The following is a 24,741-nucleotide window of genomic DNA, read 5'->3' on the forward strand; positions in this document are numbered from 1 at the left end:
AGATACAACCGTCAATATGTTTTTATAAAAAAACTTCATTTTTTATAAATCCTATTTACGTTATTAAATTATCTATTTATATACCTCTTCTATAAGAATAGATAAGCAACCCATAAAATACTCTATGGGTTGCTATTCCTTCATAAAAACTATTGTTCTTTTGAAGGTATCGAACAACTTTCATCCGTACAAGACATATCGCTTCCACCCTCTGAAGAAAGCTCTTGTAACTTAGGTGCTGGATTCTCTTCTTCCCACACTTGTTGAAGTGCACCGACAAAAGTTTCGAGTGGTTGCGCACCTGAAATAGCATACTTTTGATTAATAATAAAATAAGGTACTCCTGAAATTTGATATTGCTGAGCAATCGCTTCATCAATTCTAACATCATTTGCATATGCACCTTTATCATTAATAACACGTAAAGCTTCTTGCTTATCTAAACCTGAAGCTTCAGCAATAGTAGCAAGCGTATCCACATCACTTAAATTTCTCGATTCAGTGAAATATGCAAAAAGTAGATTTTCCGTAATCTCTTTTTCTTTCCCTTGATCCTTTGCAAATTTAGCTAGACGATGCGCATCAAAAGTGTTCGTCGGCTTCATCTCATCAAAATTAAAACTTAAACCCATACTAGCTGCATGACTTCCTAGTTGTACATTATTACGCTTAGCTTCTTCAATACTAATTCCGTACTTTGATGCAAGTACTTCATTAATACTTGTTCCAGAATAGATTGGAGCATTTTGGTCTAATTCAAAACTTTTAAACTCCACTTCAACATCCTTCTTATGCGGAAATTGCTCTAAAGCCATTTCTAATCTACGTTTCCCAATATAACAAAATGGGCATACAAAATCTGACCATACTTCAATTTTCATAGAAACACCTCATTAACATGTAGTTTTCAATTATTGTAGCACTGGCAATAAGGAATTCAAAAATTTATGCTTCAAACCTTATATACTACAAACTAAAATAAGTTTTTAAATAGAAAAAACGATAATCAAAAGTATAAAAACATTTTCTTCTGATTATCGTATATACAAATCTAAAACAATCTAATTACGCTGGAATGTATCTCCCCACGAACTTCCATACGGTATTCCAATATTTATTCGAATCTACCTTCTCGGCTTCTCCATGTCCAGCACCTGGAACAATTAATTTCTCTTTTTCTACTTTTGCAGCATTATATACTTCATCTAACATTTCATAAGGAACAAATGTATCAGCATCCCCATGAATAAATAGCATAGGTGTTTTACTTTTTGCCACTTGTTTTATAGCTGAAGCTTCTTCTAAATCATATCCAGCTCTTAATTTTGTAACTGTATTTGCCGCATTCATAACAGGAAACTTCGGCAAGTGGAATAAATCGTTTAATTGATAAGTAAATTCATCAATAACAGTTGAGTATCCACAATCTTCAATAATAACTTTAACGTTAGAAGGTAACTCTTCACCTGAAGTCATCATTACAGTTGCCGCGCCCATTGAAACACCAAAGAGTGCTATTTCAGCATTAGGGTCTTTCTTTACAATTTGTTGAATCCAAATCAAAATATCTTTACGATCATGCCAGCCCATCCCTATATAATCACCTTCACTATTTCCATGCCCACGAAGGTCTGGTGCTATAACGTTATATCCTTGTTCATAAAAGTTCCGGATATATTTCGTCATTTTCGATGCCCTACTATCATATCCATGAACTACAATTGCCCATTTATGGCTAGATTGTTCATTCATATATTCATAACCTGTTAATTTCAACTTATCGAAAGAATTTATGTTTTGTTTATTAGGTTTATGATTTGATACAAAGTTCGCATCCTTTTCTTCATTTGTAGCGAACACAACTCCCGATGCATTCACAGTTTCTACTAAGTGAGGATTATCCTCTAAAAACTCTTTCTCTTGTTTCGCATTCAACGCATAATTATAAAAATAATTCCCGACTAACATATAAGTAATTGCTAGAAGGAATAAAACTACTATAGTAATTACACCTATCTTTTTCATATTATCTCCTTAAAAAATTTTAAATCTCCCTATATTAAGGTACCTCAAAAAACAACTGTACTATTTTAACACACCGATAGATTGCTTCTACAAAAAATAGAATAGAAAATCTTAAACTACACATCAAAAATGATGAAAGAAAATGAATATGAGGGGATCAAAAGAATACGGATACTTACTTGAAGCTGATAAGAAGTTTAAAACACAAAAAAGACGAGTCATTCTGACTCGTCTTAAAGTTGCTTGGCGACGTCCTACTCTCACAGGGACAAGGTCCCAACTACCATCGGCGCTAGAGAGCTTAACTTCCGTGTTCGGTATGGGAACGGGTGTGACCTCTCTGCCATCATCACCAAACTATGAAGGCATATTCCTTCAAAACTAGATAACATTTGCTTCATATTATATGGTTAAGTCCTCGATCTATTAGTATTCGTCAGCTCCACATGTCACCATGCTTCCACCTCGAACCTATCAACCTGATCATCTTTCAGGGATCTTACTAGCTTACGCTATGGGAAATCTCATCTTGAGGGGGGCTTCATGCTTAGATGCTTTCAGCACTTATCCCTTCCGCACATAGCTACCCAGCTATGCCCTTGGCAGAACAACTGGTACACCAGCGGTGCGTCCATCCCGGTCCTCTCGTACTAAGGACAGCTCCTCTCAAATTTCCTACGCCCACGACGGATAGGGACCGAACTGTCTCACGACGTTCTGAACCCAGCTCGCGTACCGCTTTAATGGGCGAACAGCCCAACCCTTGGGACCGACTACAGCCCCAGGATGCGATGAGCCGACATCGAGGTGCCAAACCTCCCCGTCGATGTGGACTCTTGGGGGAGATAAGCCTGTTATCCCCGGGGTAGCTTTTATCCGTTGAGCGATGGCCCTTCCATGCGGAACCACCGGATCACTAAGCCCGACTTTCGTCCCTGCTCGACTTGTAGGTCTCGCAGTCAAGCTCCCTTATGCCTTTGCACTCTACGAATGATTTCCAACCATTCTGAGGGAACCTTTGGGCGCCTCCGTTACACTTTAGGAGGCGACCGCCCCAGTCAAACTGCCCACCTGACACTGTCTCCCGGGTCGATAAGACCCGTAGGTTAGAATTTCAATACATTCAGGGCGGTATCCCACCAGCGCCTCCACCGAAGCTAGCGCTCCGGTTTCAATGGCTCCCGCCTATCCTGTACAAAATGTACCAAAATTCAATATCAGGCTACAGTAAAGCTCCACGGGGTCTTTCCGTCCTGTCGCGGGTAACCTGCATCTTCACAGGTACTATAATTTCACCGAGTCTCTGGTTGAGACAGTGCCCAAATCGTTACACCTTTCGTGCGGGTCGGAACTTACCCGACAAGGAATTTCGCTACCTTAGGACCGTTATAGTTACGGCCGCCGTTTACTGGGGCTTCAGTTCAGAGCTTCGCTTACGCTAACCCCTCTCCTTAACCTTCCAGCACCGGGCAGGTGTCAGCCCCTATACTTCGCCTTACGGCTTCGCAGAGACCTGTGTTTTTGCTAAACAGTCGCTTGGGCCTATTCACTGCGGCTTTCCGTTAAGAAAGCACCCCTTCTCCCGAAGTTACGGGGTCATTTTGCCGAGTTCCTTAACCAGAGTTCTCTCGCACACCTTAGGATTCTCTCCTCGCCTACCTGTGTCGGTTTGCGGTACAGGCACCTTTTATCTCGCTAGAAGCTTTTCTTGGCAGCGGGGAATCAAAGACTTCGCTCCATAAGGAGCTTCCCCATCACAGCTCAGCCTTCACGATAAGCGGATTTGCCTACTTATCAGCCTAACTGCTTGGACGTGCACAACCAATCGCACGCTTCTTCTATCCTTCTGCGTCCCTCCATTGCTCAAACGATAAAGAGGTGGTACAGGAATATCAACCTGTTGTCCATCGCCTACGCCTGTCGGCCTCGGCTTAGGTCCTGACTAACCCTGAGCGGACGAGCCTTCCTCAGGAAACCTTAGGCATTCGGTGGACGGGATTCTCACCCGTCTTTCGCTACTCATACCGGCATTCTCACTTCTAAGCGCTCCACCAGTCCTTCCGGTCTGACTTCACTGCACTTAGAACGCTCCCCTACCACTGATACCATTGGTATCAATTCGCAGCTTCGGTGGTGTATTTAGCCCCGGTACATTTTCGGCGCAGAGTCACTCGACTAGTGAGCTATTACGCACTCTTTAAATGGTGGCTGCTTCTAAGCCAACATCCTAGTTGTCTAAGCAACTCCACATCCTTTTCCACTTAATACACACTTTGGGACCTTAGCTGGCGATCTGGGCTGTTTCCCTCTTGACTACGGATCTTATCACTCGCAGTCTGACTCCTAAGGATAAGTCATTGGCATTCGGAGTTTGACTGAATTCGGTAATCCGATGAGGACCCCTAGTTCAATCAGTGCTCTACCTCCAAGACTCTTACACTTAAGGCTAGCCCTAAAGCTATTTCGGGGAGAACCAGCTATCTCCAGGTTCGATTGGAATTTCTCCGCTACCCACACCTCATCCCCGCACTTTTCAACGTGCGTGGGTTCGGGCCTCCATTCAGTGTTACCTGAACTTCACCCTGGACATGGGTAGATCACCTGGTTTCGGGTCTACGACCACGTACTAAACGCCCTATTCAGACTCGCTTTCGCTGCGGCTCCGCCTCTTCAGCTTAACCTCGCACGGGATCGTAACTCGCCGGTTCATTCTACAAAAGGCACGCCATCACCCATTAACGGGCTCTGACTATTTGTAGGCACACGGTTTCAGGATCTCTTTCACTCCCCTTCCGGGGTGCTTTTCACCTTTCCCTCACGGTACTGGTTCACTATCGATCACTAGGGAGTATTTAGCCTTGGGAGATGGTCCTCCCAGATTCCGACGGAATTTCACGTGTTCCGCCGTACTCAGGATACATTCAAGAGAGAACGAAGTTTCGACTACGGGGTTGTTACCCTCTACGACGGACCTTTCCAGGTCGCTTCGTCTACCTCGTTCCTTTGTAACTCCGTATAGAATGTCCTACAACCCCAAGAGGCAAGCCTCTTGGTTTGGGCTATGTTCCGTTTCGCTCGCCGCTACTCAGGAAATCGCATTTGCTTTCTCTTCCTCCAGGTACTTAGATGTTTCAGTTCCCTGGGTCTGTCTTCCTTACCCTATGTATTCAGGTAAGGATACCATACCATTACGTATGGTGGGTTTCCCCATTCGGAAATCTTCGGATCAAAGCTTACTTACAGCTCCCCGAAGCATATCGGCGTTAGTCCCGTCCTTCATCGACTCCTAGTGTCAAGGCATCCACCGTGCGCCCTTTCTAACTTAACCAAACTAAAATTAAAAAAATATGAGCTACACTGTTATCTAGTTTTCAAAGAACATACATTTATATATGAGAGATAGTTCTCTCAAAACTGAACAAAACGAAACACGGAAACTTATATTGATGAACAGCGTTCATCAATTCTCCATAGAAAGGAGGTGATCCAGCCGCACCTTCCGATACGGCTACCTTGTTACGACTTCACCCCAATCATCTGTCCCACCTTAGGCGGCTGGCTCCATAAAGGTTACCCCACCGACTTCGGGTGTTACAAACTCTCGTGGTGTGACGGGCGGTGTGTACAAGGCCCGGGAACGTATTCACCGCGGCATGCTGATCCGCGATTACTAGCGATTCCAGCTTCATGTAGGCGAGTTGCAGCCTACAATCCGAACTGAGAACGGTTTTATGAGATTAGCTCCACCTCGCGGTCTTGCAGCTCTTTGTACCGTCCATTGTAGCACGTGTGTAGCCCAGGTCATAAGGGGCATGATGATTTGACGTCATCCCCACCTTCCTCCGGTTTGTCACCGGCAGTCACCTTAGAGTGCCCAACTTAATGATGGCAACTAAGATCAAGGGTTGCGCTCGTTGCGGGACTTAACCCAACATCTCACGACACGAGCTGACGACAACCATGCACCACCTGTCACTCTGCTCCCGAAGGAGAAGCCCTATCTCTAGGGTTTTCAGAGGATGTCAAGACCTGGTAAGGTTCTTCGCGTTGCTTCGAATTAAACCACATGCTCCACCGCTTGTGCGGGCCCCCGTCAATTCCTTTGAGTTTCAGCCTTGCGGCCGTACTCCCCAGGCGGAGTGCTTAATGCGTTAACTTCAGCACTAAAGGGCGGAAACCCTCTAACACTTAGCACTCATCGTTTACGGCGTGGACTACCAGGGTATCTAATCCTGTTTGCTCCCCACGCTTTCGCGCCTCAGTGTCAGTTACAGACCAGAAAGTCGCCTTCGCCACTGGTGTTCCTCCATATCTCTACGCATTTCACCGCTACACATGGAATTCCACTTTCCTCTTCTGCACTCAAGTCTCCCAGTTTCCAATGACCCTCCACGGTTGAGCCGTGGGCTTTCACATCAGACTTAAGAAACCACCTGCGCGCGCTTTACGCCCAATAATTCCGGATAACGCTTGCCACCTACGTATTACCGCGGCTGCTGGCACGTAGTTAGCCGTGGCTTTCTGGTTAGGTACCGTCAAGGTGCCAGCTTATTCAACTAGCACTTGTTCTTCCCTAACAACAGAGTTTTACGACCCGAAAGCCTTCATCACTCACGCGGCGTTGCTCCGTCAGACTTTCGTCCATTGCGGAAGATTCCCTACTGCTGCCTCCCGTAGGAGTCTGGGCCGTGTCTCAGTCCCAGTGTGGCCGATCACCCTCTCAGGTCGGCTACGCATCGTTGCCTTGGTGAGCCGTTACCTCACCAACTAGCTAATGCGACGCGGGTCCATCCATAAGTGACAGCCGAAGCCGCCTTTCAATTTCGAACCATGCAGTTCAAAATATTATCCGGTATTAGCCCCGGTTTCCCGGAGTTATCCCAGTCTTATGGGCAGGTTACCCACGTGTTACTCACCCGTCCGCCGCTAACTTCTTGAGAGCAAGCTCTCAATCCATTCGCTCGACTTGCATGTATTAGGCACGCCGCCAGCGTTCATCCTGAGCCAGGATCAAACTCTCCAATAAAGTTAGTTTGTCTAGCATCTAAAAATAAAAATTGACGTTTCACGTTGTTTGTTTCGTTCAGTTTTCAAAGAACTACTCGGTCGCTCATTTGCGACTTCCTTATGTTAACATCTTCGTTAGTTAATGTCAACCAAGTTTTTTATTTCGTTTGCCGCGCTTTGCGTTATTGCATCGGCGACTTGTTCTATATTACACCTCTAAACCTTAATCGTCAACATGTTTTTCTAAAAAAATATAAAAAGGCTTATCCCCTTTAAAATAAGCCTGTTTATCATATACCATTCTATTCGTTTATTATTTTTCTATAATTGGTAACGAGACGATAAACTGAATAATACCATCCTCATATTCAGCTCGAATACTACCACCTTGCAACTCAACAATACTTTTCGCAATCGCTAATCCAAGTCCCGATCCTTCTGTTACTCTACTTCTAGATTGATCTTTCTTATAAAAGCGTTCAAATAAACTCCCTAACTCTTCTCTCGTAAACTCTTCACTATGATTCGCAATTACAATTTGTATATCCCGGCGCTGCCTTTGAAGAGAAACCTTTATCTCCCCATCATCTTTACTATACTTAATCGCGTTCATTAATAGATTATCAAACACACGGACCATCTTTTCCGAATCAATCGCTGCATAGGTACGTTCCTCAGGAAACTTCTTAACAAACGTAAGTCCATGCTCTTCTGCCTGCGGTACTAACTCTTCTATTAATTGCTCCAATAACTCATTTATACAAACCTCTTGTTTTTCCAATACAACTTGCTCATTTGTTAACTTCGTATACTCAAATAAATCTTCTATTAAGTTCTTTAACTGCTCCGACTTCGCAAAAGCAATTCTCGTATACTCATCATGTTGTTCTTTATTTTCATATTTAGAATCTCTAAGTAATCGCAAGTAACCCATAATAGAAGTCAGCGGTGTACGTAAATCGTGAGATACATTCGTAATAAGCTCATTCTTTTGCTTCTCTAATTTACGTTCCTTTTCTATATTATCCATAAGCTCTTCCGCCATATTATTAATATTCTCAGTTAAAGACGCAATCTCATCTTCACCTTTCTTCTCAATACGGTACGCTAAGTTTCCTTTTTCTATTTCCTTTACACCTTGTGCCATCGCTTCAATTTGCTTCATCTTTCTCTTTGTTATATAGAAGAAAGAGAAAATGAACACGAGTACACCAATTAAAAATGGGAATGGTCCTTCTTGCGTATCATACATTACTACACCATCTGGTATTCCACTAACGAACATATACAAATTCTTATCTTCTATTGTAATAGGTGAAAAAGCTATAAATTCTTTTCTCGTATTTTCAAATACATCTCGACCATTTGAATAGTTAATCGCAAATGATGCTGCATTACGAATCGTATTATGCAAATCGATTTGCTCTTCTTGCGCCTGCTTCGTTTTATATAAAACTTTACCACTCTCATCAGTAACCAATATTTTTAAAGCTCTAGATCCTCGCTCTAAATTTTGATTCTCCATTTCGATCATATTGGATATAGCTTCTAATTTATTTTCATGAACCGAACTATTTGCTGCTCCTTGAGCTTGGTGATTAATTCGTTCCATACCAGCCCGATAATCGATAGTCGCTTGACGATTCGCATTCTCAAAAAATGGCGCAGCTGCCTTTGCTGACAAAACTCCTAATAACGCACAAGCAGCAAAAGTAGTAATCAATTGAATTCTTATACTCTTCCGTACGCCCTTTACTAATTTCTCAATTAATTGTCTTGTTTTTCTTACATAAGTAAATGGATTAAATATCTTTTTCAATCTTATACCCCACTCCCCATACTGTTTTTATATATCTAGGTTTCCTTGGATTCTCCTCAATCTTTTCACGTACTTTCCTAATATGAACCATTACCGTGTTATCCGACTGGAAAGATCTTTCGTTCCAAACCTTTTCATAAATTTGTTCCGCGCTAAAGACCATACCCGGATTACGAGCTAGTAATTCTAAAATCGAAAATTCCCTCGGGGTCAGTTTCACTTCTTCTCCATCCACAATAACTTTATGGGTTGAGATGTTTATTTTCATCTCTCCAATTTCTAGCTCGTCCTCATTTTGTATAGCGAAACCATTCATTTTCATATAACGGCGTAACTGAGATTTAATTCTTGCGATTAACTCTAACGGATTAAACGGCTTCGTTACGTAATCATCTGCACCCGTTGTTAGTCCTAAAATCTTATCCATATCTTGCGTTTTCGCAGAAAGCATAATAATTGGCATTTCTTTTTCTTCCCTTACTTTCATACACATATGGATACCGTCTACTTTCGGCATCATAATATCTAATACGACTAGATGCACTTCATTTTCTTCCAGGAGACGTAACCCTTCTTCTCCGTCTCCTGCTTGCAGTACTTTATATCCTTCATTCTTTAAATAGATTGTAATAAGATTCCTAATTTCTTTTTCATCATCTACGACAAGTATTGTTTCATTTGCCACAATATCTCCCCCATCACTTTTTTAATCCCTAACTTCTATTATAGGAAAACTTCTGAAGAAAAACGCTCGGAAATCCTTAAGTTTTTCTGAAGACGCAAAAAAGGTCTAGACTCCCCTTAAGTCTAGACCTTTCAAAAAACCCCTTTTATTTACGAACGTAGATGAAATATAGTACGAATAAAACTCCCATAACATACATAATTGGATGAATCTCTTTACGGCGACCACTTACTACCATTGTAATTGGATAGAAGATAAACCCGATCGCAATTCCTGTTGCGATACTATACGTAAGTGGCATTGAAATGATAGTAAAGAATGCTGGTACTGCAATCTCGAATTTCTTCCAATCAATTTCTCCTAAAGATGAAACCATCAAGATCCCTACAATAATTAACGCTGGCGCTGTTACAGCTGGTGTCACAACGCTTAATAGTGGTGAGAAGAATAGCGCTAGCAAGAAGAACCCTGCTGTTACAACTGCTGTAAATCCAGAACGTCCACCCGCCGCTACCCCAGCAGAAGATTCAATGTAAGACGTTGTTGTTGATGTACCTAAGATTGCACCGATTACAGTTGCAATCGCATCTGCAAATAATGCTTTTCCTGCACGTGGTAATTTATTGTTCTTCATTAATCCTGCTTGATTCGCAACCGCTACAAGTGTACCTGCTGTATCAAAGAAATCGATGAAGAAGAACGTTATAATAACAATCACCATTTGAACAGTGAAAATATCTCCGAAGTGAGTTAACGCCACACCGAACGTTGGTTCTAGACTCGGTATTGCTCCCACTACAGCTTTCGGAGTATCAATTAATCCTGTCGCTACTCCTAAAATTGCTGTAAGAATCATACCGTAGAACACCGCACCATTAACTTTCTTAATCATGAAGATGATTGTAGTAACAACCCCGAAGATTGCTAGTAACGTTGTGCCCTTTGTTAAATCCCCCAATCCAACAAGAACAGCATCATTTTTCACGATAATTCCGGCATTTTGGAATCCAAGGAAAGCAATAAACAATCCGATACCTGCCGCTACTGCAAACTTTAACTCTGATGGAATTGCATTAATGATTTTTTCACGAATACCTGAAGCTGTAAGAATAATAAAGATAATACCTGACATTAATGTCCCAGCAATTGCTGTTTGCCACGGAATACCCATCGTTAACACTGCCGTATAAGCAAAGAATGCGTTAATTCCCATACCGGGCGCCAAAGCAATCGGATACTTCGCGAATATCCCCATAATTAACGAACCAATCGCTGCTGCTAATGCTGTAGCAACGAATACTGCACCTGGATCCATTCCTGTACCTGCCGGTAACCCTTTAACATTTCCAAGTGACAGCGTAGCAGGATTGACAAATAATACATAAGCCATAGATAAAAATGTCGTTAAACCTGCTATGAACTCTGTTTTATAATTTGTACCGAGTTCATCAAACTGAAAATAGCGTTTCATCTTACGTTTCCCCCGTTATATGATTACTCGCCGTAATCTCCCTAGCCCTCTTTTATCTATTAAAAATAAAAAAGGCTTCCATTGCATATACATGGAAGCGTTCTATGAATAAAGACAAGTTCCCCCTCATCTTTATCTAAACGCCTCGTAGTCAAGCCATTTACGGTAGCTAGGTAGAAACTTTCGGGCCATATCCCCGATATTATACGACGGCATAATATTCACTTTTCGTTTGAATTACATACTCATATTAACTCGATGAAGTAGTTTTGTCAATTTAAAAACGAACATTTTTATAAACTTTTGTATTTTCGTTCGTATTAAGAGCAAAACACAAAAGATCCATCTATGCATGAGCAATAGATGGATCTTTTTTTATAATACTATTCCCACTCAATAGTTGCTGGTGGCTTACTTGTTATATCATACACGATACGGTTAACGTGTTTTACTTCGTTTACGATACGTACAGAGATTTTCTCTAATACGTCCCAAGGGATACGTGCCCAGTCAGCTGTCATACCGTCGATAGATGTTACTGCGCGGATACCTACTGTGTAATCGTAAGTACGCTCGTCACCCATAACACCTACGCTACGCATACCAGGGAGCGCAGTGAAGTATTGCCAAACTTCACGGTCTAAGCCCGCTTTAATAATTTCTTCACGTAAAATCGCATCAGATTCACGAACGATTTCTAATTTCTCTTCTGTGATTTCACCTAATACACGAATACCAAGACCAGGGCCTGGGAATGGTTGACGCCATACGATTTCATCAGGAATTCCTAGTTCTGATCCTAATACACGTACTTCATCTTTAAATAACGTGTTTAAAGGCTCAATTAATTTGAACTGCATGTCTTCTGGAAGACCACCAACGTTATGGTGAGATTTAATTGTTTGTGCAGTTGCTGTACCACTTTCAACGATGTCTGTATAAAGTGTACCTTGCGCTAGGAAGTCCATTCCTTGTAATTTAGAAGCTTCATCATCAAATACGTAAATGAATTCATTACCGATGATTTTACGTTTTTGTTCTGGATCTTCTACACCTTTTAACTTGTTCATGAAGCGTTCTTGTGCATCCACTTTAATAACGTTCATGTGGAAACCTTCGCTGAATGTTTTCATAACGCCTTCTGCTTCACCTTTACGAAGTAAACCGTGGTCAACGAAAATACATGTTAATTGGTCACCGATTGCCTTATGAATTAATACTGCTACAACAGAAGAGTCTACACCGCCGCTAAGTGCGCATAGTACTTTTTTGTCTCCAACAGTTTCACGGATTTTCTCTAATTCTACTTCGATAAAGTTCTCCATGTTCCATCCTTCAGAACAACCACATGCGCCGAATACGAAGTTTTTAATTAAATCGTTACCGTGCTCAGAATGACGTACTTCTGGGTGGAATTGTACACCGTATAAGTTTTTGTCTTCATTGCTCATACCAGCAATTGGACAAGACTCACTTGTTGCATCTACTACGAATCCTTCAGGTAAACCAGTTACTAAGTCACCATGGCTCATCCATACAACTTGCTCTTCTGGAAGGTTCGCATATAATTTTGATTCGTTCTCTACTTTAAGAACAGCTTTTCCGTACTCACGGTGGTTTGCACGTTCTACTTTACCACCGAAGTGTTGCGTCATAAGCTGCATACCGTAACAAATACCGAAGATCGGTAATCCTAGTTCAAAGATTTTTTCATCACAATGTAATGCACCTTCACCGTATACACTATTTGGTCCACCAGAGAAGATAATCCCTTTTGGATTCATTGCTTTAATTTCTTCTGCAGTAATTGTATGTGGATGAAGTTCACTGTATACACCAAACTCACGAATTCGACGTGCTATTAACTGATTGTACTGACTCCCAAAATCTAAAACGATAATTGTATCATGCTGCTTCTTCAAAATAATCACCCCAACGTTAGTTCTCGTATATAAATATTTTCACCAATTTGGCAAAAAGCATTACTAATATAATAAAAAAAGCCAGTCCTCCGCCTCTAGTCTCATAACAAAGAAAAGGCAGGGGTCTGGCTTTATAAAGAAAGATAGTCTCCGCTCTTTATAAATATAAGACACACTGCCTTCATAGTCAGGTTGTTTACGGTAACCCGGTAGAGACTCTCAAACCTTATCTTTGAGGATATATGAAGGATCGTTTTATATTATCTTCCTAGATTCTAACAATGAAGTATCGATATGGTCAAGAGAGAAAGCGACAAAATTCTACAGAAATTCATTTCCTTTTCTAAAAAACATAAAAAAACATCCATTTCTATATAGAAATGGATGTTTTTCGAGCAAACGGAATTACATCATTCCGCCCATACCGCCCATGCCCATGCCGCCCATGTCAGGCATTGCTGGTGCATTTGGTTCTGGCTTGTCAGCAACTACAGCTTCAGTTGTTAAGAACATAGCTGCAACAGATGCTGCGTTTTGAAGTGCAGAGCGAGTTACTTTAGCTGGATCTACGATACCAGTTTCAAGCATGTTAACCCACTCGCCAGTAGCTGCGTTGAAACCAACGCCTACTTTTTCGCCTTTTAGACGCTCTACAACTACAGATCCTTCTAGACCAGCGTTGATTGCGATTTGACGAACTGGCTCTTCTAGTGCGCGAAGTACGATGTTGATACCTGTTGCTTCGTCGCCTTCAGCTACGATAGAAGCTACTTTCGTGTATACGTTCATAAGTGAAGTACCACCACCCGCAACGATACCTTCTTCTACTGCTGCACGAGTTGAGTTAAGTGCATCTTCAATGCGAAGTTTGCGCTCTTTTAACTCAGTTTCAGTTGCTGCACCTACTTTAATTACTGCTACGCCACCTGCAAGTTTTGCAAGACGCTCTTGTAATTTTTCACGATCGAATTCAGAAGTAGTTTCTTCTAATTGCGCGCGGATTTGGCCAATGCGAGCTTCAATTTGTTGTGAATTTCCAATACCTTCAACTACAGTTGTGTTTTCTTTCGTTACAACAACTTTACCAGCGCGTCCTAAAGATTCAATTGTAGCAGATTTTAAGTCACGACCTAATTCTTCAGTGATTACTTCGCTACCAGTTAAGATTGCGATATCTTCTAGCATTGCTTTACGACGGTCACCAAATCCAGGAGCTTTAACAGCTACTACATTGAATGTACCACGAAGTTTGTTCACTACTAATGTAGCTAAAGCTTCGCCTTCTACATCTTCAGCGATGATAAGAAGTGGTTTACCTTGTTGTACCACTTGCTCTAATACTGGTAAGATTTCTTGGATGTTAGAAATCTTCTTATCAGTAATTAAGATGTATGGGTTATCAAGAACTGCTTCCATTTTGTCAGAATCAGTAATCATGTAAGGAGATGCATATCCACGATCAAATTGCATACCTTCTACTACGTCTAATTCTGTTGTAAATCCTTTAGATTCTTCTAAAGTAATAACGCCGTCGTTACCAACGCGCTCCATTGCTTCAGCGATTAATTGACCTACTTCTTCGTCAGCTGCAGAAATAGCAGCTACTTGTGCGATAGAAGATTTGCCTTCGATTGGTTTAGAAATCTCTTTTAATTCTGCAATTGCAGCAGTAACAGCTTTTTCGATACCTTTACGAAGACCCATTGGGTTCGCACCAGCTGTTACGTTTTTAAGACCTTCACGAATCATAGCTTGTGCTAATACAGTTGCAGTTGTTGTTCCGTCACCAGCTACATCATTTGTTTTGCTAGCAACTTCTGCTACTAATTTTGCACCCATGTTTTCGAATGCATCTTCTAATTCGATTTCTTTTGCGATTGTTACACCATCATTTGTAATAAGTGGTGAACCAAATTTTTTCTCAAGTACAACGTTACGACCTTTTGGTCCAAGCGTTACTTTTACTGCGTTTGCAAGAGTGTCGACACCGCGAAGCATCGAACGACGTGCTTCTTCACTAAATTTAATATCTTTTGCCATAATAATTGACCCCCTTGAATTTTTTAAGATTTATATAATTAACCGATAACTGCTAAAATGTCACTTTCACGTAAAATCAAGTAGTCAGTACCTTCATATTTTACTTCAGTACCTGCATATTTTGAGAAGATGATAAGATCACCTGCAGCTACCTCTAGAGCAACACGCTCACCATTTTCAAGCACTCGACCAGTACCTACTGCAATAACTTTACCCTCTTGTGGTTTTTCTTTTGCAGTGTCTGGTAATACAATACCACTTGCTGTTTTTTCTTCTGCTTGAACAAGCTCAATTACAACGCGATCACCTAATGGCTTTAGCATGAACAATAACCTCCTCATTGTGTTATGTAAATTTTATTTATTAGCACTCAAGTCACTCGAGTGCTAACACACTTATAATAATAAATAATCTCAATTTCTTTTGCAAGTAAAAAAATCATAATTTTTTCGCAAATTAAGCTATACACTTTTCTATATAGAGTCCCTCTTCTTCTACCTTTACTATATGAATCGTTGTTTCCACTACTCGTATGTTACAATATGAAAGGACACCCTAAGTTGTTTTCGCTATACACACAACTTTCTCCTGTCTTCTATTATAATTTCAAATAAGGATTTACGAAAAAAACATAATTTAAGTGAAGTTTATATCGTAGGTAGCATACTTACATGTTATCCTACCTTATCTCATACACTAGAGTTAGAAAGGATGGTTAAACCATTTGAAAAAACAATATTGGTGGGTTATCGTTACATACATTTTAATGCAGTTATCATCCATTGCTGGATTACCACTTCTGCTGAAAACTGGACTTTATGATAGCAGGGGATTTACTAGAGAAGAGAAATTTCAACTCATAACTGGCCACTGGGCAATCATTAGCTTCTTTATTGCATTATGTATCGTACTTTGGTTACTTAGAACAGATATTCGTGACAGACGTTTAGATACAATGCGCTCTACTGTTCCAGCTACGATTGGTTGGATTTTTATCGGGTTCTTCCTAGCATTTTTCTCACAAAGTATTGCCGGTATGATAGAAATGCGTGTATTAGGCATTAAACCTGGATCAGAAAATACAGCAAGACTTATGGATATCGCAAGAACGACACCTTGGTTCCTTATCGTTATCTCTATAATAGGACCTATTTTGGAAGAAATCGTATTTAGAAAAATTTTATTTGGTACACTTTATAAGAAGTTTAACTTCTTTATTGCTGCTATCATTAGTTCTCTTGTATTCGCAGCAATTCATTTTGATTTCACTCACTTATTGGTATACACTTCTATGGGACTCGTATTCGCCTTTTTATATGTAAAAACGAAGCGTATTATCGTCCCTATCGCAGCTCATGTTGCAATGAATACATTAGTTGCAGTTGCTCAAGTTTTAATGAGCAATGAACAAATTCAAGAAATGATTAAAGAAGCTGAAAAAATGCAAGGCTTTATCGGAGGATTTTTAGTATGAGGAACTCACCATTGTTCATGGCTGCATTGTACTTCCTTCTAGGATGTATCTTTACACGCTTCGCCATTACGAACGTAACAGATACAATCTGGAATATGTGGACAATACTATTTGCAGTTATGGCAACAATTGATTTTAATTTGGCACTTCGCCTTATCTTAGTTAAATTCACAAAGAAAAAACAATAATAAAACGCAGAGGTCGCTTCCTCTGCGTTTTATTGTGGATAATTCTTTAAAAAGTAAACAAGTGTTTGTAACTCTACCGCTAAATCAATATGGTGAATTCTTATATTATCTGACACATTTAAGCGCGCTGGTGTGAAATTTAAAATACCATGCACGTTCGTTTCTGCCAATCTATCTGCTACAGATTGTGCTACTGTAGCGGGTACTGTTAATATTGCCACTTGTATATCAGTTGATAAACGTTCTTCTAATTCATCTAAATGATATACAGGAATGCCCCCGATTTCTGTCCCGACTTTCTCTTCACTAACATCAAACGCCATTTCAATTTTTGTATTATTGTTTTTCGTGAAATTATAATGTAAGAAAGCGGTCCCTAAATTACCTACTCCAATAAGTGCTACACGTGTTATATCATCTTGGTCGAGTGTTTCACGGAAAAATGATAATAAATAATTTACGTTATATCCATAACCTTTTTTCCCTAACGCTCCAAAATATGAAAAATCTCTTCGAATCGTTGCGGAATCAACTTTTACCGCTTCACTCAATTCGGCTGATGAAACACGTTGCTTACCAGAAAGAGATAAGTTTTGGATAAATCGATAGTATAGAGGCAATCGTTTGGCAGTGGCCTGTGGAATTTTTTGCTGCTCCATATAACCTCTCCTCTCTTCCTATCTTTATTCATATACTTGAATCAAATACAGAAGTTTAGCACTCATGAATTTCCCTGTATAATAAAGAGAAGAAGTATTCTCTCTTTATTTTAAACTATACACTATTTTTAGTATGATTGAGAAATATAAACATGGCAAAGTTAAGAAATTATTTGAGGTGAAAACATTGATTTTATTACAAGTAAACGCGCTTACGAAATTATACGGTGCCGAAACGATTCTTACAAACATAAAATTGGAAGTTCAAACGAAAGATCGTATCGCATTAGTCGGACGAAATGGGGCCGGAAAATCTACATTATTAAAAATAATAGCTGGTGAGCTATCTCATGATGGTGGCGAAATTATAAAACCGAAAGATGTCTCAATCGGATATTTAGCTCAAAATACCGGGTTAGAAACATCTTTAACAATTTGGGATGAAATGTTAACCGTCTTTACACACTTGCAGCAAATGGAGACAAAACTTCGAAGGCTAGAGCAAGAGATGGGAAAAGAAGAAAACTTTTCAAACGAGGCTACATATGAAAGATTATTAGCTGATTATGACCAATTGCAATTAGATTATAAAGATCAAGGTGGATATCAATATGAAGCAGATATTCGCTCGATTTTAAGTGGTCTTGGCTTCCCAGTTGAAACGCACCAGACGACGATTTCTACATTAAGTGGTGGACAAAAAACACGATTAGCTCTCGGTAAATTATTATTAACGAAACCAGACCTACTTATTTTGGACGAGCCTACAAACCATTTAGACATCGAAACATTAACATGGCTTGAACAATATTTACAAGGCTATCCTGGCGCAATACTAATCGTTTCTCATGACCGTTATTTCTTAGATAAACTCGTTACACAAGTATATGAAATTTCGAATAAAGAAAGCAGACGATTTGTTGGTAACTACAGTAAATATTTAGACTTGAAATCAGCATTATACGAGCAAGACATGAAACGTTATGAAAAACAACAAGATGAAATCGCTAAGCTTGAGGATTTCGTTCAAAAAAATATAGCTCGCGCATCTACGACAAAACGTGCTCAAAGCCGTCGTAAACAATTAGATAGAATGGAATTATTGACTAGACCTTTAGGTGATTCTAAGTCAGCATCCTTCCACTTCGATATCGAAAAACAAAGTGGAAATGATGTTTTACAAGTAAAGGATGCAACTATCGGCTATGATGATGATCCGATTATTGAACATGTAACTATGCGCTTAACTCGCGGGGATAGCGTTGCTTTAGTTGGTCCAAACGGAATTGGGAAATCCACATTATTAAAATCACTTGTGAATAAGTTACCACTATTAAATGGTGATGTTTCTTTCGGATCCAATGTATCTGTTGGTTATTATGATCAAGAACAAGCAAACTTAACATCTTCTAAGCGAGTTTTAAATGAGTTATGGGATGAATATCCACTGCAGCCCGAAAAAGAAATTCGCACGATATTAGGTAACTTCTTATTCACAGGGGATGATGTACTAAAACCAGTATCTTCTCTTAGTGGTGGACAAAAAGCTCGATTAGCTCTTGCAAAACTTATGATGCAAAAATCTAATTTATTAATTCTCGATGAACCTACGAACCATCTTGATTTAAATAGTAAAGAAATTTTGGAGAATGCTTTAATTGATTATCCAGGCACCCTTCTATTTGTTTCACATGACCGCTACTTTATTAATCGTGTAACGACGACCGTTGTTGAGTTGTCAACAGAAGGTGCACAAGAGTATTTAGGCGATTACGATTACTATGTGGAGAAGAAAAATGAAATGATTGAACGCGCAGCATTTGAACAACAAGAACAGCAAGAAAACCAAGCACCTGTTCAAAAAACTGTAGCTCAAGAAAAATTAAATTATCTCGAAGAAAAAGAGCGTAAACAATTAGAACGTCAACGCACTCGAAAAATTGAGGAGCTAGAACAAAATATTGTAGAATTTGAAGAAGAAATTGCTACGTTAGAAGATCAACTTTGCTTACCAGAAATATACGCAGATTATGAAAAGGCTAGTGAAATTACAATGAAAAAGCAAACACTACAAGAGCAACTTGATGCTTGTATGGCAGAATGGGAAGAATTACATTTATAAGAGTATGAATAAGAAGGATGTCTCATAAGTCGGGATTTTTGACTATGCGACATCCTTTTTATCTTCTAGCTGGGGTATAAACGATTCGACACGACATACCGATTTACCGACAAAGTTTGACAATGTTGGCTCGCCCCTATAATAAGGGCACATTTCAAAATGTTTTTTAGAGATATCTTCTTGCGATTTATTTCCCAAAAAAGAATACATTCAAAGGTCAGACTTCATCTACTTTATCCACAGGTTTATACACATATCCACCTTTATAAAATAAACCCCAAAATAACTTTTCCACATTATCCACAACCACCAAAAAAGTTATCAACATTTTATATACACAATAAAACCCACATTATCAACAGATAATATGGGTTTTATCCACAAGCTGTGGTTAATTTTGTGCATAACTATTCTTCAATATCTAATCCTGGATTTGCATTTAGAGCTAATGTAGCACGTTTTCCTTGTTCATATGCAATTGTACCTGCGGCTGCAATCATCGCTGCATTATCGGTACATAAAGATAGTGGAGGAATAATTAGCTCGATATTTTCTTTTGTCGCAAATTCCGCTTCCAAACGTGCGCGAAGTCCTTTATTCGCAGCTACTCCACCAGCAAGAAGCAGTTGCTTTACGTTATACGCTTCTGCTGCACGAGATGCTTTCGTTACAAGCACATCTATTACACTCGCTTGGAAACTTGCTGCTAAATCTTCCGGTGCAATTTCTATCCCGCGTTGTTTTGCGTTATGCACAGTGTTGATAACTGCTGATTTCAATCCACTGAAACTGAAATCATACGAATCAGGTTCTAGCCATGCACGAGGCAAATCAATTGTCGGTTCCCCTTCATGTGCAAGGCGATCAATGTGAGGACCACCTGGATATGGCATGGATAATGTTCGAGCTACTTTATCATATGCCTCTCCAGCTGCATCATCTCTCGTTTCACCAATCACTTCGAATGAACCATGTTCTTTCATATAAACAAGCTCCGTATGTCCACCAGATACAACAAGTGATAGTAGTGGGAATTGAACTTCTTTTACTAAACGGTTCGCATAAATATGCCCAGCTATATGATGAACACCCACTAGAGGAATATCATGTGCAAAAGCCACTGCTTTCGCTGCATTTACCCCTATTAAAAGCGCTCCTACTAACCCAGGTCCTTCTGTTACAGCAATTGCATCAATATCATCAAATGTAATATTTGCTTCTTTTAAAGCTTCTTCTAACACAACTGTAATTTCTTCTACATGATGACGGGATGCAATCTCTGGTACAACTCCGCCAAAACGTTTATGACTTTCAATTTGTGATGCAACGACATTCGCAATAATTTCCGTTCCATTTTTAACAACTGCTACTGCTGTTTCATCACAACTTGTTTCAATACCAAGTATAATCGTATTTTTTTCCATTATATATTCACCCACATTACGAGACCATCTTCCTGATTGTCTGCATAGTATCGTTTACGAATTCCACCATTTTGAAATCCGTATTTTCTGTATAACTGTTTTGCTACTTCATTTGATACACGTACTTCAAGTGTCATTGTTTTTACCCCTAAATCTTTCGCTTCGGAAATAACTTCTTTCAATAAAGCATCCCCTAGCTTTTGACCTCTGTATTCTGGCAAAATAGCTACATTTGTTATATGTGATTCATCAATAATTATCCACAATCCACAATATCCAATTACACGACCATCTTTTTCTAGCACAACATAATGTGCATGTTCATTCGTCGTTAACTCACGGTGAAAGGCATCTGCAGTCCAAGGAGTTGAAAAAGACGCTTCTTCAATAGCTACAATTTGAGCGATATCATCGAGTTCCATCTTTCTAAATATCATATCCATCTTCTGCAAGCTCCTACTTGTTTTGACTTTCTAACCACTTTGTTTCAGCTTCAGCTAAACGAAGATAACTAGGAACAAATGAATGTACATCTTGTTCTTCTTTTTGTAACCCTAAGAAAGCTAACTCACTTGGTCTTGGGTTATTTTTAGTGAAGGGAGCAAATACAGCTTGGCCGCCTAAATGTTCGATAATCGTCTCTTTGTGCAGTTTAACATCGTTACCAATAAATAAAACAGGCTTTCCTGTATCTTTTAACATTTGCAACCAGTCTACAATAAGGATGATTCGGTCTTCTTCTATAGAAGTTAAATGCTCTCCTTCATATGTATATAACCCAGTATAAATTTGTCCGCGTCTTCCATCAAATAAAGGACAGATTAATCCATCAAAATTAGCACCGTTTGCAGCCACTACTTCTAAACTTGATACACCTACAATTGGTATTTGAAGTGACCAAGCTAATGTTTTTGCAGCTGTCACACCTATGCGAACACCTGTATATGATCCAGGTCCAGCAGCTACAACGATTTTAGTTAATTCTTTCGGTTTTACACCACATTCTTTTAATAATTTCTCTACAGCTGGCATAAGACGTACAGAATGGTTTTTTGTTAAGTTTGTAATGATTTCCCCAATTACGTTTCCTTCCTCAATAAGGGATACACCCATTACGTAATTTGAAGTGTCAATTGCTAGTACTTTCATCTTGTAATAGCTCCTCACATAATCTAATATATCGATCTCCAATTGGCTCGAGTACAATTTTCCTTGTATCATCTCCAGCATGGAATAAACTAATTTGTAACTTCTCATTTGGTAAAAATGCTTCTATTAAATGAGCCCATTCTACTACGGTAATTCCTTCACCGTAGAAATACTCATCAAAACCTAAGTCCTCTTCACTTTCTGCTAAGCGATACACGTCCATATGATATAGCGGCAATCTCCCTTTATATTCTTTAATAATATTAAAGGTAGGACTATTTACAACTCTTTTCACTCCAAGACCTTTTGCTAGTCCTTTTGTAAAAGTTGTCTTACCAGCCCCTAGATCTCCTTCTAAAATAATTACATCTTGTGCCCCGACAAGTCCACCTAGTTTTTCTGATAATCTTTGTGTTTCCTCAGAAGAGTTTGTTGTTATTTCATATTTACTCACAGACTTCACCTACTTTACTCACAATGTTCTCTGCTCTTTATTATACAGGTTTTGAATATATAAAAAAGTCCTTAGGAGTTTTCCTAAGGATAGTTTGACTGTCTTTATTAGTTTTTTGTTAAAACAAATAAAAAAATACGAAACAACATGTTTCGTTCTTTTCTTTATATAAAATGGCGGTCCCGACCGGGGTCGAACCGGCGATCTCCTGCGTGACAGGCAGGCATGTTAACCACTACACCACGGGACCATTTGGTTGCGGGGACAGGATTTGAACCTGCGACCTTCGGGTTATGAGCCCGACGAGCTACCGTGCTGCTCCACCCCGCGATGATATAAATAGCCTGGCAACGTCCTACTCTCACAGGGACAAGGTCCCAACTACCATCGGCGCTAGAGAGCTTAACTTCCGTGTTCGGTATGGGAACGGGTGTGACCTCTCTGCCATCATTACCAGACTGTATTCATTTAAGACAAGAATCATCATAACTTATTTAACTTTTAAAGTCAACAAGTTTTTTATATTCTTTCAAAACTAGATAACATTGCTTCATATTATATGGTTAAGTCCTCGATCTATTAGTATTCGTCAGCTCCACATGTCACCATGCTTCCACCTCGAACCTATCAACCTGATCATCTTTCAGGGATCTTACTAGCTTACGCTATGGGAAATCTCATCTTGAGGGGGGCTTCATGCTTAGATGCTTTCAGCACTTATCCCTTCCGCACATAGCTACCCAGCTATGCCCTTGGCAGAACAACTGGTACACCAGCGGTGCGTCCATCCCGGTCCTCTCGTACTAAGGACAGCTCCTCTCAAATTTCCTACGCCCACGACGGATAGGGACCGAACTGTCTCACGACGTTCTGAACCCAGCTCGCGTACCGCTTTAATGGGCGAACAGCCCAACCCTTGGGACCGACTACAGCCCCAGGATGCGATGAGCCGACATCGAGGTGCCAAACCTCCCCGTCGATGTGGACTCTTGGGGGAGATAAGCCTGTTATCCCCGGGGTAGCTTTTATCCGTTGAGCGATGGCCCTTCCATGCGGAACCACCGGATCACTAAGCCCGACTTTCGTCCCTGCTCGACTTGTAGGTCTCGCAGTCAAGCTCCCTTATGCCTTTGCACTCTACGAATGATTTCCAACCATTCTGAGGGAACCTTTGGGCGCCTCCGTTACACTTTAGGAGGCGACCGCCCCAGTCAAACTGCCCACCTGACACTGTCTCCCGGGTCGATAAGACCCGTAGGTTAGAATTTCAATACAGTCAGGGCGGTATCCCACCAGCGCCTCCACCGAAGCTAGCGCTCCGGTTTCAATGGCTCCCGCCTATCCTGTACAAAATGTACCAAAATTCAATATCAGGCTACAGTAAAGCTCCACGGGGTCTTTCCGTCCTGTCGCGGGTAACCTGCATCTTCACAGGTACTATAATTTCACCGAGTCTCTGGTTGAGACAGTGCCCAAATCGTTACACCTTTCGTGCGGGTCGGAACTTACCCGACAAGGAATTTCGCTACCTTAGGACCGTTATAGTTACGGCCGCCGTTTACTGGGGCTTCAGTTCAGAGCTTCGCTTACGCTAACCCCTCTCCTTAACCTTCCAGCACCGGGCAGGTGTCAGCCCCTATACTTCGCCTTACGGCTTCGCAGAGACCTGTGTTTTTGCTAAACAGTCGCTTGGGCCTATTCACTGCGGCTTTCCGTTAAGAAAGCACCCCTTCTCCCGAAGTTACGGGGTCATTTTGCCGAGTTCCTTAACCAGAGTTCTCTCGCACACCTTAGGATTCTCTCCTCGCCTACCTGTGTCGGTTTGCGGTACAGGCACCTTTTATCTCGCTAGAAGCTTTTCTTGGCAGCGGGGAATCAAAGACTTCGCTCCATAAGGAGCTTCCCCATCACAGCTCAGCCTTCACGATAAGCGGATTTGCCTACTTATCAGCCTAACTGCTTGGACGTGCACAACCAATCGCACGCTTCTTCTATCCTTCTGCGTCCCTCCATTGCTCAAACGATAAAGAGGTGGTACAGGAATATCAACCTGTTGTCCATCGCCTACGCCTGTCGGCCTCGGCTTAGGTCCTGACTAACCCTGAGCGGACGAGCCTTCCTCAGGAAACCTTAGGCATTCGGTGGACGGGATTCTCACCCGTCTTTCGCTACTCATACCGGCATTCTCACTTCTAAGCGCTCCACCAGTCCTTCCGGTCTGACTTCACTGCACTTAGAACGCTCCCCTACCACTGATACCATTGGTATCAATTCGCAGCTTCGGTGGTGTATTTAGCCCCGG

At 40.7% G+C, this 24,741-nt stretch carries 16 protein-coding genes, 2 tRNA genes, 5 rRNA genes and 2 riboswitches (1 of these 25 only partly in view); of the genes, 3 read left to right on the top strand and 20 right to left on the bottom strand.

Annotation, left to right across the window (positions count from 1 at the left end; genetic code table 11):
* Positions 1-149: 149 nt before the first annotated feature.
* The 11 genes from QEP67_RS26345 to groES all read right to left on the bottom strand — a co-directional run bounded on the left by QEP67_RS26345 (position 150) and on the right by groES (position 15,292).
* Positions 150-881: a DsbA family oxidoreductase gene (locus tag QEP67_RS26345; RefSeq protein WP_000687944.1), complete on the bottom strand. Its 732-nt coding sequence runs from the start codon at positions 879-881 to the stop codon at positions 150-152.
* Positions 882-1,065: 184 nt separating this feature from the next.
* Positions 1,066-2,025, bottom strand: coding sequence for an alpha/beta hydrolase (locus tag QEP67_RS26350; protein ID WP_000719798.1), 960 nt, complete (start codon positions 2,023-2,025; stop codon positions 1,066-1,068).
* A gap of 241 nt (positions 2,026-2,266) precedes the next feature.
* Positions 2,267-2,382: ribosomal RNA gene (gene rrf / locus QEP67_RS26355) — 5S ribosomal RNA — on the bottom strand.
* 49 nt (positions 2,383-2,431) lie between these two features.
* Positions 2,432-5,353 (bottom strand): 23S ribosomal RNA (locus QEP67_RS26360).
* Between the two features lie 146 nt (positions 5,354-5,499).
* Positions 5,500-7,051 (bottom strand): 16S ribosomal RNA (locus QEP67_RS26365).
* Together the 16S, 23S and 5S rRNA genes form the textbook arrangement of a ribosomal RNA operon.
* A 294-nt stretch (positions 7,052-7,345) precedes the next feature.
* Positions 7,346-8,851 carry an aminopeptidase AmpS gene (ampS, locus tag QEP67_RS26370; RefSeq protein WP_000719256.1) on the bottom strand — a complete coding sequence of 502 codons (1,506 nt, stop codon included), beginning with the start codon at positions 8,849-8,851 and terminating at the stop codon, positions 7,346-7,348.
* Positions 8,835-9,536: a response regulator transcription factor gene (locus tag QEP67_RS26375; RefSeq protein ID WP_001262950.1), complete on the bottom strand. Its 702-nt coding sequence runs from the start codon at positions 9,534-9,536 to the stop codon at positions 8,835-8,837. The genes ampS and QEP67_RS26375 overlap by 17 nt, the downstream gene beginning before the upstream one ends.
* Before the next feature lie 145 nt (positions 9,537-9,681).
* Entirely contained in the window at positions 9,682-11,007 is a 1,326-nt protein-coding gene (locus QEP67_RS26380) for an NCS2 family permease (protein ID WP_000833097.1), read from the bottom strand.
* 128 nt (positions 11,008-11,135) lie between these two features.
* Positions 11,136-11,237, bottom strand: a riboswitch (purine riboswitch).
* A gap of 153 nt (positions 11,238-11,390) precedes the next feature.
* A complete protein-coding gene (gene guaA / locus QEP67_RS26385; RefSeq protein ID WP_164085719.1) occupies positions 11,391-12,932 on the bottom strand; it encodes a glutamine-hydrolyzing GMP synthase in 1,542 nt (513 codons plus the stop codon).
* Between the two features lie 161 nt (positions 12,933-13,093).
* A riboswitch (purine riboswitch) is annotated at positions 13,094-13,195 on the bottom strand.
* A gap of 139 nt (positions 13,196-13,334) precedes the next feature.
* Positions 13,335-14,969, bottom strand: a complete 1,635-nt coding sequence (gene groL / locus QEP67_RS26390; protein WP_353706479.1) for a chaperonin GroEL — start codon at positions 14,967-14,969, stop codon at positions 13,335-13,337.
* Positions 14,970-15,007: 38 nt separating this feature from the next.
* Complete coding sequence (groES, locus tag QEP67_RS26395) at positions 15,008-15,292, bottom strand: co-chaperone GroES (RefSeq protein WP_000917306.1); 285 nt, start codon at positions 15,290-15,292, stop codon at positions 15,008-15,010.
* A gap of 401 nt (positions 15,293-15,693) precedes the next feature.
* On the opposite strand from groES, the gene QEP67_RS26400 reads away from it, so the two are divergent.
* Both QEP67_RS26400 and QEP67_RS26405 read left to right on the top strand, forming a co-directional pair.
* A complete protein-coding gene (locus QEP67_RS26400) occupies positions 15,694-16,443 on the top strand; it encodes a type II CAAX endopeptidase family protein (RefSeq protein WP_074651715.1) in 750 nt (249 codons plus the stop codon).
* The gene (locus QEP67_RS26405; RefSeq protein ID WP_001246201.1) at positions 16,440-16,631 is read left to right on the top strand and encodes a YdiK family protein; all 192 of its coding nucleotides are present in this window, start codon (positions 16,440-16,442) and stop codon (positions 16,629-16,631) included. Before QEP67_RS26400 ends, QEP67_RS26405 begins: the two co-directional genes overlap by 4 nt.
* 29 nt (positions 16,632-16,660) lie before the next feature.
* Here QEP67_RS26405 and QEP67_RS26410 read toward each other — a convergent pair whose 3' ends face one another.
* Entirely contained in the window at positions 16,661-17,290 is a 630-nt protein-coding gene (locus QEP67_RS26410; protein ID WP_000437704.1) for a redox-sensing transcriptional repressor Rex, read from the bottom strand.
* Positions 17,291-17,477: 187 nt separating this feature from the next.
* On the opposite strand from QEP67_RS26410, the gene QEP67_RS26415 reads away from it, so the two are divergent.
* A complete protein-coding gene (locus QEP67_RS26415; RefSeq protein WP_218621700.1) occupies positions 17,478-19,412 on the top strand; it encodes an ABC-F family ATP-binding cassette domain-containing protein in 1,935 nt (644 codons plus the stop codon).
* A gap of 407 nt (positions 19,413-19,819) precedes the next feature.
* On the opposite strand, the gene tsaD is transcribed toward QEP67_RS26415, so the two are convergent.
* From tsaD to QEP67_RS26455, 8 genes are all read right to left on the bottom strand, one after another.
* A complete protein-coding gene (tsaD, locus tag QEP67_RS26420; protein ID WP_000414582.1) occupies positions 19,820-20,836 on the bottom strand; it encodes a tRNA (adenosine(37)-N6)-threonylcarbamoyltransferase complex transferase subunit TsaD in 1,017 nt (338 codons plus the stop codon).
* Positions 20,836-21,279: a ribosomal protein S18-alanine N-acetyltransferase gene (rimI, locus tag QEP67_RS26425; protein ID WP_000367200.1), complete on the bottom strand. Its 444-nt coding sequence runs from the start codon at positions 21,277-21,279 to the stop codon at positions 20,836-20,838. Before rimI ends, tsaD begins: the two co-directional genes overlap by 1 nt.
* Positions 21,280-21,292: 13 nt before the next feature.
* Positions 21,293-21,985, bottom strand: a complete 693-nt coding sequence (tsaB, locus tag QEP67_RS26430) for a tRNA (adenosine(37)-N6)-threonylcarbamoyltransferase complex dimerization subunit type 1 TsaB (RefSeq protein WP_000865748.1) — start codon at positions 21,983-21,985, stop codon at positions 21,293-21,295.
* Positions 21,966-22,439, bottom strand: a complete 474-nt coding sequence (gene tsaE, locus QEP67_RS26435) for a tRNA (adenosine(37)-N6)-threonylcarbamoyltransferase complex ATPase subunit type 1 TsaE (protein ID WP_000049636.1) — start codon at positions 22,437-22,439, stop codon at positions 21,966-21,968. Before tsaE ends, tsaB begins: the two co-directional genes overlap by 20 nt.
* Positions 22,440-22,613: 174 nt before the next feature.
* Positions 22,614-22,689: transfer RNA gene (locus tag QEP67_RS26440), tRNA-Asp, on the bottom strand.
* A gap of 3 nt (positions 22,690-22,692) precedes the next feature.
* Positions 22,693-22,769, bottom strand: a tRNA-Met gene (locus tag QEP67_RS26445).
* Between the two features lie 12 nt (positions 22,770-22,781).
* Positions 22,782-22,897, bottom strand: a 5S ribosomal RNA gene (gene rrf, locus QEP67_RS26450).
* Positions 22,898-22,998: 101 nt separating this feature from the next.
* Positions 22,999-24,741, bottom strand: a 23S ribosomal RNA gene (locus tag QEP67_RS26455); it runs 1,179 nt beyond the window's last position.

The sequence above is a fragment of the Bacillus cereus group sp. MS39 genome (genome assembly GCF_040448665.1).
Taxonomy (GTDB): domain Bacteria; phylum Bacillota; class Bacilli; order Bacillales; family Bacillaceae_G; genus Bacillus_A; species Bacillus_A wiedmannii.